This window comes from Methylobacterium sp. B1, from assembly GCF_000333255.1.
Taxonomy (GTDB): domain Bacteria; phylum Pseudomonadota; class Alphaproteobacteria; order Rhizobiales; family Beijerinckiaceae; genus Methylobacterium; species Methylobacterium fujisawaense.
Genome location: NZ_BACT01000826.1, coordinates 1 through 11,192 on the forward strand (window position 1 = coordinate 1; position 11,192 = coordinate 11,192).

At 70.5% G+C, this 11,192-nt stretch carries 13 protein-coding genes; 7 read left to right on the top strand and 6 right to left on the bottom strand.

The window, feature by feature from the left end:
- Positions 1-24 precede the first annotated feature (24 nt).
- Entirely contained in the window at positions 25-846 is an 822-nt protein-coding gene (locus tag I53_RS23740) for a rhomboid family intramembrane serine protease (protein WP_043355351.1), read from the top strand.
- Between the two features lie 131 nt (positions 847-977).
- Positions 978-1,409, top strand: coding sequence for a CBS domain-containing protein (locus tag I53_RS23745; protein WP_043355353.1), 432 nt, complete (start codon positions 978-980; stop codon positions 1,407-1,409).
- 179 nt (positions 1,410-1,588) lie between these two features.
- Here I53_RS23745 and I53_RS23750 read toward each other — a convergent pair whose 3' ends face one another.
- From I53_RS23750 to folE, 4 genes are all read right to left on the bottom strand, one after another.
- On the bottom strand, positions 1,589-3,160 hold the full coding sequence (locus I53_RS23750; RefSeq protein ID WP_043355355.1) for an alkaline phosphatase: 1,572 nt from the start codon (positions 3,158-3,160) through the stop codon (positions 1,589-1,591).
- A 97-nt stretch (positions 3,161-3,257) separates the two neighbouring features.
- Positions 3,258-4,241 (bottom strand): patatin-like phospholipase family protein, encoded by a 984-nt coding sequence (locus I53_RS23755; RefSeq protein ID WP_043355357.1) that lies wholly within the window; start codon positions 4,239-4,241, stop codon positions 3,258-3,260.
- The gene (gene hisI / locus I53_RS23760) at positions 4,238-4,660 is read right to left on the bottom strand and encodes a phosphoribosyl-AMP cyclohydrolase (RefSeq protein WP_043355359.1); all 423 of its coding nucleotides are present in this window, start codon (positions 4,658-4,660) and stop codon (positions 4,238-4,240) included. Before hisI ends, I53_RS23755 begins: the two co-directional genes overlap by 4 nt.
- A gap of 20 nt (positions 4,661-4,680) precedes the next feature.
- Entirely contained in the window at positions 4,681-5,499 is an 819-nt protein-coding gene (gene folE, locus I53_RS23765) for a GTP cyclohydrolase I FolE (RefSeq protein ID WP_043355361.1), read from the bottom strand.
- A gap of 239 nt (positions 5,500-5,738) precedes the next feature.
- On the opposite strand from folE, the gene I53_RS23770 reads away from it, so the two are divergent.
- The 5 genes from I53_RS23770 to uraD all read left to right on the top strand — a co-directional run bounded on the left by I53_RS23770 (position 5,739) and on the right by uraD (position 8,130).
- The gene (locus I53_RS23770) at positions 5,739-6,182 is read left to right on the top strand and encodes an iron-sulfur cluster assembly scaffold protein (RefSeq protein WP_043355362.1); all 444 of its coding nucleotides are present in this window, start codon (positions 5,739-5,741) and stop codon (positions 6,180-6,182) included.
- A 4-nt stretch (positions 6,183-6,186) separates the two neighbouring features.
- Entirely contained in the window at positions 6,187-6,525 is a 339-nt protein-coding gene (gene yidD, locus I53_RS23775; RefSeq protein WP_043355364.1) for a membrane protein insertion efficiency factor YidD, read from the top strand.
- Between the two features lie 253 nt (positions 6,526-6,778).
- Positions 6,779-6,949, top strand: coding sequence for a DUF3606 domain-containing protein (locus I53_RS31760; RefSeq protein ID WP_075381142.1), 171 nt, complete (start codon positions 6,779-6,781; stop codon positions 6,947-6,949).
- Positions 6,950-6,962: 13 nt separating this feature from the next.
- Positions 6,963-7,268 (top strand): DUF2934 domain-containing protein, encoded by a 306-nt coding sequence (locus I53_RS35995; RefSeq protein WP_043355365.1) that lies wholly within the window; start codon positions 6,963-6,965, stop codon positions 7,266-7,268.
- Positions 7,269-7,620: 352 nt separating this feature from the next.
- Entirely contained in the window at positions 7,621-8,130 is a 510-nt protein-coding gene (gene uraD / locus I53_RS23785; RefSeq protein WP_043355367.1) for a 2-oxo-4-hydroxy-4-carboxy-5-ureidoimidazoline decarboxylase, read from the top strand.
- Between the two features lie 40 nt (positions 8,131-8,170).
- On the opposite strand, the gene I53_RS23790 is transcribed toward uraD, so the two are convergent.
- Both I53_RS23790 and I53_RS34240 read right to left on the bottom strand, forming a co-directional pair.
- Positions 8,171-9,319, bottom strand: coding sequence for a methyl-accepting chemotaxis protein (locus I53_RS23790; protein WP_251982426.1), 1,149 nt, complete (start codon positions 9,317-9,319; stop codon positions 8,171-8,173).
- 247 nt (positions 9,320-9,566) lie between these two features.
- On the bottom strand, positions 9,567-11,192 hold a 1,626-nt coding region (locus tag I53_RS34240; RefSeq protein ID WP_210161596.1), incomplete at its 5' end, for a hypothetical protein.

Below are 11,192 nucleotides of genomic sequence, written 5' to 3' on the forward strand. Positions count from 1 at the left end.
CGCCGCGCCCGGACATGGGCCGCGATGGATGCCTCCCCCGACTTTCCGCGGCAGAGCCGCGTGCCCGTGTTCAACATGCCGGGGGTTGTCACCCTCGCGATCGGGCTTCTTCTGGCGATCCAGGCGGTGCGCGAGTTCCTGCTGCCGGACACCTGGGACATCCGCCTCGTCCTCGATCTGGCGCTGATCCCGGCGCGCTGGACCCTCTGGTTCGATCCCGGCCAAGCCACCGAGGTGATCCGCGCGGCCGCCGATACGGGCGATCCCAGCCTTGAGGCGGCCCGCGAGGCCTTCGCCCGCTACATCGTGGGCGAGCACGCCCTCCAGCCCTGGACGCTCGTCACCTACGCGCTGCTGCACGGCTCGTGGATGCACGTGATCTTCAACAGCGTCTGGCTCGCGGCCTTCGGCGCCCCGGTGGCGCGCCGCTGCGGCGCCCTGCGCTGGTGCGTCCTCGCCCTTGCCGGCACCGCGGCCGGGGGCCTGTTCCACATCCTGATCGATCCCCTGGGCGCCGGGCCGCTGGTCGGCGCCTCGGCGGGGATCTCGGCCCTGATGGCGGCCGCCGCCCGCTTCGTGTTCCAGCCGCCGGTCTCCGGCTACGGCGCGCCGGCCTGGCAGGTGCCGCCGGCCCGGCCCGCCGAGACGATCCCCGAATTGCTGCGCAACCGGACGGCCGTGTCGTTCCTGGTGATCTGGCTCCTGACCAACCTGCTCTTTGGCCTCGTCAGCATGCCGCTGGTCGGCGAGAACGCCGCCATCGCCTGGGACGCGCATCTCGGCGGCTTCATCGCGGGCTTCTTCCTGTTCCCCCTCGTCGACCCTCGGGAGCCGCGGCGGCACTGAGCACCTTGCCATCCGGCCGGATCGGTCACACACTCGCCACAATGTGAACGCGCCGGGCCCAACCCGGCCGAGAACGCAATCAGGGCGCCGCGGGCTGACGGCGTACCGGACGCGTCACAAGGGAGAGAGCCATGACCGTCGCACGCATCCTCGCCGAGAAGGGAAGCTCCGTCGTCACCGTGAGCCCCGACAAGACCCTGGAGGACGTGATCCAGATCCTCGCCGACAAGCGGATCGGTGCCCTGGTGGCCGCCCATGCCGACGGGACGGTGGCGGGCATCATCTCCGAGCGGGACATCATGCGTGCGCTGGCCCGGCACGGAGGCTCGGCCTTCGACGCGCCGGTCTCGGCCCATATGACCACCGCGGTCACGACTTGCGGTCGGAGCACCACGATCGAGGAGGTCATGGCGCTGATGACCGACGGGCGCTTCCGCCACGTGCCGGTCTGCGAGGACGGGCGGCTGATCGGCCTGGTCTCGATCGGCGACGTGGTGGCGCGCAAGATCGCCTCCGTCGAGGCCGAGCAGCAGGCCCTGCGCGACTACATCACGATGGCGTAGGGGCGCGAAGCCTCACGTCTCTCGCGCCCTCCGCCCCCGGGCTTCACCGGTTCAGAGCAGGCCGGCGGTGCCGGAGCGCGACGCGCGCCCTCTCCCGCACGGGAGAGGGGACCTGCGCGCCTCCGCGTCGACGGACGAGCGGGCCGACAGCTCAAGCCCATGATCGCCCGCGGTCCGTTTCACGCCTTCATGGGATCGAGGGTGACGTGCCAGAGGTCGGTGTCGGCCGCGTCCTTGAGGGTCACAGTCATCTGCTCGGTCCGACCGTCCACCGCCACGTGGCCGAAGAACTGGTAGCCGGCGGCCGGCGACAGGTTCACCTGACCCTTGTCGGGCGCCTTCACGAAGCGCAGCTGCGGCCCGAACGTGTTGTCCAGGGCGTTCGGCCCGAAGGTGCCCGCGTGCAGCGGGCCGGAGACGAACTCCCAGAACGGGTCGAAATCCTGGAACTGCGCCTTGTTGGGGTCGTAGTAGTGGGCGGCCGTGTAGTGCACGTCGGCCGTGAGCCAGACCGTGTTGCGGATCCCCGCGCTCTTGATGAAGCGCAGGAGGTCGGCGATCTCCAGTTCGCGCCCCAGGGGCGGCCCGTCGCCCTGCGCCACCGCCTCCGAGCCGAAATTCCGGTCGACGTCGTAGGTCACCACGAGGCCGAGGGGCATGTCGGCGGCGATCACCTTCCAGGTCGCGCGGGAGTCGAGCAGCGCCTGCTTCAGCCACGCGAGTTGCTGCGGCCCGAGGAAGTGGGATTCGGGGCCGTACTCCGTCTGCTTGTTCTCGCCGTTCGGCCCCCGGTAGGAGCGCATGTCGAGCATGAACACGTCGACCAGCGGACCGTAGGCGATCTTGCGGTAGACCCGGCCGGGTTCCGCCGGCTCGAAGCGCATCGGCATGTACTCGTGAAACGCCTTGGCCGCCCGCAGCTGCAGGGCCAGGACGTTCGGGTCGGAGTATTTCTTCTTGAGGTGCTCGGCCCGGGTGAGGGGTTCGCCCGGCCACCAGTTGTTGGTGACCTCGTGGTCGTCCCACTGCGCCAGGATCGGCACGGCGGCGTTCATCGCCAGCACGTTCCGGTCGGTGAGGTTGTACTTGTGCCGGCCCCGGAACTCCGCGAGCGTCTCGGCGGGCTTGGCCACCTCCTCGGTGACCCGGTTGCGCCACAGGCTGCCGTCGGGGAGCTTCACCTCGGACTGGATCGGCCCGTCGGCGTAGATCGTGTCGCCGGAATGGATGAAGAAGTCCGGCCGGTTCTTCAGGATGGCCGAGTAGATCGTCATGCCGCCGCGGGCCTCGTCGATGCCCCAGCCCTGGCCCGCCGTGTCGCCCGACCAGCAGAACGACACCGTGCGCCTGTCCGCCGGCGCGGTACGGAACCGGCCGATCTGAGCCGGTCCGACGATCGTCGGGGCGGCGATGTCCTGGAGGCGGACCCGGTAGAACACGTCCTGGCCGGCCGGCAGCCCGGTCAGGGCCACCTTCACGGTGCCATCGGTCTCGGGCAGGGCGTCGGCGAAGACGCCGCCGCGGATGTCGGAAAAGCTCTCGGTGGTCGCCCATTCGACGATCGCCCGGGCGGGCCGGTCGGAGCGCGCCCAGACGACCGCCGAGTCGGTGCCGACATCGCCCGATTGCAGGCCGTGTGTGAGGACCGGCCGGTCGGCGGCACGGCTCAGGCCGGGGCGCCCGAGGCCGGAGGCCAGCCCGACGAGGCTCGCGCCCCCGGACAGCAGGATCTGACGGCGACTCGTATACATTGGAAGCCCTCCAGTATGCAGGGCGCCCATCGCAGGCGGTCGCGACAGCCGGATGACGGGCGGGCACGCAGGCGGGCTGGATCGGGTCCCGACAGCCTCACGCCCGAGCCGCGGCACCTTCAAGCATAGTGCGGATCCGGGGCAGGGCGGCCCGGGCGGCGCGGTGCCCCAGAGCAATGCCCTCCGCGGCGCGGTGGAAATCGAACAGCCCGAAGGCGCCGAGATCCGGGCCGATGGCGACGTCCGGCGGGTCGCGTTCCAGCCGCGCCCGCGAGATCCGATCCTGGGTGGTGTTGAAGGCGTCGAGCACCACCCGGGCGATGCCCGGTACGGCGAGCTCGGGCTCGGGATGGTCGAAACCCGGCAGGCGTCCGCGCACCACCTGCAGAAGGCCCCGGCGCGGGGGCGGGTGCGGCGCCTCGCGCACCACCGGACCGCCGGTATCGCCGTTGAGGTTCACGCAGATGACCAGGTCGGCACCCAGCGCCCGGGCCAACGCCACCGGCACCGGGTTGACCAGAGTCCCGTCCATCAGCACGCGGCCTGCGTGGGCCACCGGTGGGAACAGGCCGGGAATCGCGTAGGAGGCGCGCACCGCATCCACCGCCGGGCCCTCGGTGAGGCTGATCTCGTCGCCGGTGCCGTACTCGGTGGCGACGCAGCCGAAGCGGATGGGCAGCGTCTCGATGCGGCGCGCGCCGAGATCCGCGGCGAGGCGCTGGCGCAGGCGGTTGCCGGCGATCAGGCCGGAGCCCGGCAGACGGGGATCGATGAGCCCGACGACGCGGCGCCGGGTCAGCGCCCGGGCGAAGGCTTCGAGCCGGTCGAGGCGCCCGGCCGCGTAGCAGGCGCCGACCACCGCGCCGATGGAGCAGCCCGCCACAACGGTCGGATGGATGCCGGCTTCCTCCAGGGCACGGATCACCCCGATATGCGCCCAGCCCCGGGCCGAGCCGCCGCCGAGCGCGAGCCCGACCCGCGGTCCGGCACTCGGCGACGGCCGGACCGGCTCGACGGTTCCGGGAAGGAAATGGGGATCGGCGGATTCGTCTTGCCACCGTGTGGCAAGAGGGTGGTTCATCGCCCGGCGGCCTTCAGGACGACCTGGCCGTCCGCCTCACGGACGACGCTGCGGTAGAAGCAGTCCCGCCGGCCGGTGTGGCAGCAGCCGCCGTCGCCCCCGACCTCGACGCGGATCAGCAGGGCGTCCTGGTCGCAATCGACCCGCATCTCGACCACGCGCTGGATCTGACCGCTGGTCGCCCCCTTGTGCCAGAGTTCGCCCCGCGAGCGCGACCAGTACCAAGCCTCGCCGGTCTCGAGCGTGCGCGCCAGCGATTCGGCGTTCATGTGGGCGAGCATCAGCACCCGCCCGTCTTGCGCGTCCACCGCGATGCAGGCGACGAGCCCGTCGCGGTCGAATCGGGGCGTGAGGGCCGTACCTTCCTCGACCTCGGCGCGGGTGCCGGGGGGAGCGAAAGCGATGTCGCGGGCAGTCATGGGCAGGTCGTCGCCTGAGGCTACTTGGCGCCGCCGCGCACCAGGGTCAGGAAGCGGACCTGCTCGTTGGCATTGTCCTTGAAGACGCCGCGGAACTGGCTGGTGATGGTCGAGACGCCGGCCTTCTGGACGCCGCGCATCGCCATGCAGAGATGCTCGGCCTCCACCATCACGGCGACGCCGCGGGGCTTGAGGATGCTCTCGATCACGTCGGCGATCTGGGCGGTCATCGTCTCCTGGGTCTGCAGGCGGCGGGCGAAGGTGTCGACCACGCGGGCGAGCTTCGACAGGCCGACCACGCCCCGGGTCGGGTAGTAGGCGATGTGGGCGAGGCCCATGAACGGCACCATGTGGTGCTCGCAATGGGAGTGGAACGGGATGTCGCGCACCAGCACGATGTCCGAGTAGCCCTCGACCTCCTCGAAGACGCGTTCGAGGAGCTTCTCGGCATCGACCCCATAGCCGCCGAACAGCTGCTCGTAGGCCTTGGTCACCCGGGCCGGCGTGTCGAGCAGGCCCTCGCGGGTCGGATCGTCGCCGGCCCAGCGCAGGAGCGTGCGCACGGCGGCCTCGGCCTCGGCGCGGCTCGGGCGGCCGGTCTCGATCCCGTCCGGGACGCGGGTGGCGGAAGCCGGCTCGGGCGCGACCTCGATGGGACGCCCGTCATCCACCGGCCGATTGTCATTGCGCATGCCGTTCAGCCCTTGCCCATCACTCCCGTTCCGGCCGAAACCCTGGCTATCGCCCTGGTAGGACAAGGATTTGAGCGCGGCATCCATGGCATCTCCGGCCCGCGCGATGCGGGACTTCATCGGGGTGCTGTCGGGCTTTGCGTACATCGTCGGATCGGGTCGGGCGTTCGAGGGAAGTTCCCGGGCTCGAAAAGGTTTCAAGCCGGCGCCCCGGGATGGTCTAAAGCCGTGAGCACCACCGTGGCCGTGGGCGCGACCCTGGTCGACGGCCCGCCTCCTCGCGAAGCGACCGTACGGCGCCTATATCATCGTTCGCGGGGCAACGCGCAATGCGCGATGCACGCGGCAGAGTCCCGATGGGATTGACGCCTCCGGTTGAGGACCCGATGCTCGACGATATCTACAACCGCCGTATCCTGGAACTCGCCGCCGATATCCCCCGGCTCGGTCGGCTGGAGAACCCGGATGCCAGCGCCACCGCCCATTCCCGCCTGTGCGGCTCGACCGTGACGGTCGACCTCGTCCTCGGCGAGGACGGCCGGGTGACGGATTTCGCCCACGAGGTGAGGGCCTGCGCCTTGGGGCAGGCCTCCTCGTCGCTGATGGGCCGGCACGTGGTCGGTACCACGGCGGAGGAGCTGCGCGGCGTCCGCGAGACCATGCGGGCGATGCTCAAGGAGAACGGGCCTGCGCCCGATGGCGCCTGGGCGGACCTCGCGGTGCTGGAGCCGGTGCGGGCGTTCAAGGCGCGCCATGCCTCGACGCTCCTGACCTTCGACGCGGTGGTGGACGCCCTCGATCAGATCGCCGCCAAGCGACGGGCCGCCTGAGGGCATGGTCCGGCGCGCCGCCCATTGGGCGATCCGCCTGTATCAGCTCACCCTGTCGGGTCTGATCGGCCGCCAGTGCCGTCATTGGCCGAGCTGCTCCGAATACACCGATACGGCCATCGCCCGACACGGGGTCTGGCCCGGCGGCTGGATGGGCGTCGCCCGGATCTGCCGCTGCGGCCCGTTCGGAACCCACGGGATCGATCTCGTGCCGGAGCAGCTGCCCGCGGGATCGGCGTGGTACCGCCCCTGGGCCTATGGCCGCTGGCGCGGCGTCGAGGCGCCGCCGTCACCCTTCGCCTGTGAGGCGGTGGCGGAGGGGCGTGGAGCGGACGCACGGTGAAGGTCGCGATCCCGGCCTGTTTCAGCTGAAGCAGCAGGCGACGGGGTCGATGCCCAGGCGCCGAACAGCCCGCCCGCTCCGGCGTCTGGCCGCTCCGGCCCGTCACAGGGCCTCGTCCAGCCGGTACGGGATACGGTCCGCGAGCCGGCGGCGCTCGCCGTGCGACCGGCCGCAACCGAAGGCTTCGACCCCGGTTGTCCTTGCGGAGAGCCCGGCATGTCCGCGGCTCACGGCGAACCGGAGCGGGCACAGAATGTCCACCGAATTCAGAGGCAAGACGCATATCGACATCTATGACCGCGCCATCCGCGAGGAGTGGGCACAGCGCTTCGGCGTCAGCGAGGAGCGGCTGCGCAAGGCTGTGACCATGGTTGGAAGCCGGATCACGAGCGTGGCCGCCTATCTCGACAAGCCGGCCTCCTGAGCGCGGTGGCATCGTGGACGTGCCCCCCGATTTCCGACCGCCCCCGGAGCTTCCGGCGGCGGTGACGCCGTCGGTCGAGCCCGGGCCCTCGTCCGGATCCGACGACGCTGTAACCCAGCCTCCGGCCCGGTCGCCCGATGCCCTCACGTTCGAGCAGATCCGCGAGCGGGCCTACGAACTCTGGGAGCGCAACCACCGGCCGGAGGGTTTCGAGATCGAGTTCTGGCTGCTGGCCGAGCGGGAATTGCGCAAGGAGCGGGAGCGTCGGAAGAGCGCGGATCGGCCGAACCATCCGGCACCCGGTTCGCCGCCGGCCTGAGCGGCGGTCTAGCGAGACCGGGGCATCATCCGCCATCGACCAGGCGGCGCGGGATGACAGCCCCCGGGATGAGGCCGGCCGGGCCGCGGCATCTGGTCGGCGGGGCCGGCCTGTGCGAGATCGGCGGAGGACCACCACAAGGTCGCGGGGGATCGCCCGTATGGCCACGCAACGCGCAGGGCGCGATCTGGGCTGGGCCTTGCGCGATCGCGCGCCGTGAGAAACCTTCGGCCCCGAAGGCCCGGTCTCCACCGCAACGGGCCGTCCGCTCACCCGTGCGACAGGAGCCCCCGTTGAAGCCCTCCGTCCCCGCTGCCCGCGCCCGGCCCGGTGCCAACGCTGGACCGGTCGCATGACCGGTCTCGCCGCCCTGAACGACATGGATGCGCCGGCCTTCGAGGCGCTCCTCGGCAGCGTCTTCGAGCATGCGCCCTGGGTGGCTCGGGCCGCCTGGGCCCGGCGGCCCTTCGCCGGCATCGCGGATCTGCACGCGGCGATGATGGCGGCGGTGCGTGCCGCCCCCGTCGAAACCCGCCGCGCCTTCCTGAACGGCCATCCGGAACTCGCCGGGCCCGAGGCCCGCGCCCGCAGCCTCACCGCGGATTCCGCGAGCGAGCAGGGGAGTGCGGGCCTCGACCGCATGGGCGAGGCCGACGCGCAAGCCTTCGACCGCCTGAATGCCGCCTACCGGGCGCGTTTCGGCTTCCCGTTCATCATCGCCGTTCGGGGCCGGGGACGGGCCGAGATCCGGTCCATCTTCGAGGCTCGGCTCGGCCGGGATCCGGCGGTCGAGGAAGCGACCGCGCTGGAGGAGGTCGCCCAGATCACGCGGATGCGCCTGGACCGCCTGATCACGCCGTGAGACGACCCACGACGCGACGGTCCCGGAACCGGCTCGGGTCTCAGGCCTCGATCGCCGACCGGGCCTCCTTCACGGCCGCCTCGAAGGCGACGAAGGCCGTGGTCGCCTGATCCCAGGCCTGGCTGCGCACGTGGCGGATCAGGGCGGCTGCCTGTTCGCGGGCCTGCGCCAGCGGCCGCTCGATGGCGGTGGCGCGCGTCGAATCGGCGGGGATCCCCTCCGGCGGCGTGTCGGTCGAGCGCATCCCGACCAGGGTCGCCGCGATCGCGCGGCGCCAAGCCGCGCAATCCGCCGAAAGGCGGATCACTTGCTGATCCGCGCTGGTCCCGATCTGGCGATCGAGCAGGGTGCGCCCCAGATCCTCGATCCGACTCAACTGCGCCAGGGCATCACCGATCTCCCGGCGCGCCTTGTCGGTGCCTTCCGCGATGCGGCCGACATTCTGGGCGATGTCGCCGGTGGCCTGCATCTGCTGGCCGAGGATCTCCGAGGCCTCGCGCATCTGCGCCGCCACATTCGCCACGGCGCCACTCTCGGCCTCGACGCGGGCATTGGCCCGCATCATCGCGGAGGCGCCGGCCTCGACCGCGTTGCGGCTGCGGGTCACCGCGGCCTGCATCGCCGCCATCTCCTCGCGCAGGCCGCTGACCCGCGCCCGGATCTCGTCGGTCGCCTTGGCGGTCTGCGCCGACAGCGTCTTGACCTCCGCGGCGACCACCGCGAAGCCGCGGCCGGCCTCGCCGGCCCGTGCCGCCTCGATGGTGGCGTTGAGCGCCAGCAGATTGGTCTGGGCCGAGATCGCCGCGATGGTGCCGGCCATCTCCTCGATCCGCAGGGCGGCGGTCGAGAAGCTGTCGAGCCGGCTGCCGATCTCTTCAGTCCCCTCTTCGATCCCGCGCATGCCCTCGGTGGCGCGGTGAAGGTCGCCCACGCAGGTGACGATACCGGCCCGGGCCGTCTCGGCAGTCTCGGCCGCCGAGGAGGAGCGGGCGGCGATCTCCCCCGTCGTCGCGGCGAGTTCCTCGCTCGCTGCCGCGATCAAACGGGCCTGCTCGGCGGTGCCGGAGGCGTCGTGGGTCATCCAGCCGATGGAGGTCCCGGCGTCGGAGGCGGAGCCAGACAGGCGCGCCAGGAGCGACAACCACTCGCGATCGACGGTCGATTCGGGTTCGGGACGCAGAGGTTCCACGACCAGCGCCGCCGCCGGAATCGTGGACGGCGCAGGCGTTATGACCGGGGTTGCGACCGCGTCAGAAACGTGACGCTGCCGACGCAAACTGAACATGCGGGACACTCCGATATCCGAATCGAAGCGGACCCTCGCACAGAACCTTCAATCAATGGTGAAGGATAACCGGATCTGCCCGCCGCCGATATAGCACTCTGCGGAAGTGCAATCGGCGGCGCTGCCAGAGGTTGCGCCTCCAGATATGGATCTATCTGGAGGCGCAATGCTTCATTCGCCCGTCAGAGCGGCCTTGGTGCGCGACCACCAGCCCGCGCGCTTGGGACGGTCCGGATCGGCGGGCGGCGTCAGAACCACCGCCACGGGCTCCGCGGGGACCTCCGCCGGGCCAGCGGTCGCGGCGTCCGGCGCAGCGGCGGGCTCCCGGTCGGCCGGCGCAGGGGCTTCGGCTTCCGCCCTTCACACCGACTGTCTTCTGCACACCGACCCCGGCGGCCGCCTCGGCGCCGACGCTGGCCTTCGCTCCGAGCCCCTCCTTGCCGAAGGGGTTGAAGTTGACCTTGACGTCGGCCTTCGCTTCAGTCTTCGCCCGGGCAAAGACCTCGAGATCGTCCTTGATTTTGACGTCGCCAATCTTGACCTCGTGCGTGAGGTTCGCTTTGGCCGAGACTTCGGCCGATACGGAGGCCTTCACGGAGACGCCGTCGAAGCCCAGGCTCGCGCCCGCCTTCGCCCCCACCTCGCCGTGCGCGGTCGCACTGATGCTCTGCTTGGCTTCGATGTCGCCGGCCTTGAGCGTCTCCGAGTAACTCGCCTCGGCGTGCGCGAACAGCTTGGCCGCGGCCTCGACGCTCGTCGTCCCTCCCGTTCTGACGACCTCTGCCTTCGCCTCCGCGCCACCCTCCGCATAGGCCTTCTTGACCTCGGTATGAACGGCGTCACCCCCGAGGCCGGTCGTCTTGACGTGCTCGGTGCCGGCCTGGGCCCGGATAGACGCTTCGCGCGTGTGCTGCGACCCGTACACCGACGTGAAATCGATCACGTTGGTCGCAGTCTTGACCTGCGCGATGGTCTTGTCGACGTTCGTGGTCTTGCCGTCCACGGCCACGGTCTGGCTGATGCCGCCGGCGAGGACGTTCTCCCTAGAATCCTCGTGATACTGCTTCCGGTCCTTCGCATCCTGTTTCGCTACATCCAGCAGAATGTCGCGCCCGAGGTCCGTTACCTTCTCCAAGCCCTTGTCCTTGGCCAAGTTCTTCACCGCGTTGCGGTCATCCTGCTGAATCTTGTCCCGCGCAGCCTCGGGTTTGTTCACCTTCGCAAGCTTGTCCTCGGCGGTCTTGAGCGCCGCAGACTTGTCCGCCGCGGTCTTGGCTAGGTCGGCGATGCCGGGCTTCTCGCTCACGGACTGTGACCGCGCTTTGCCGTCGGCGGGCAGTTGCTCCGCGGTCTTTTGAGCCGTCACGCTGGTCGCGCGCTCCCGCGGCTTGCCGTCGGCGTCCTTGGCGCCGAGTGCCTTCTTGGCTGCGGACGCATCCGCCATCGCCTTGTCGACCGAGGCGTGATTGTCCTTGAGGGCTTGCTTGGCCTCGGCATATTTCTGCGCCGCGTTTTCGGCGCGACTCGATGCGGTCTCCAAGTCCTTCCCGGTCTTCGCGGCGGCGTCCTTGGCCGTGTTGCTTGCCACGACGGCTTTGACCAAAGCCTCGCGGGCCTCGCTCGTGGCGACGGTCGGTTGCGTGCCCTCCTTCTTCGCGGAGAGAACGTCATCGGTGGTCTTGAACCCCTCCGGGTGCGCGGTGGGCGTCGCCTGTGCGGCACTCTTCAACGCCTTATCGGCATCGGCCTGCGCCTTCTCGCTGTGCGCGGCTGCAGT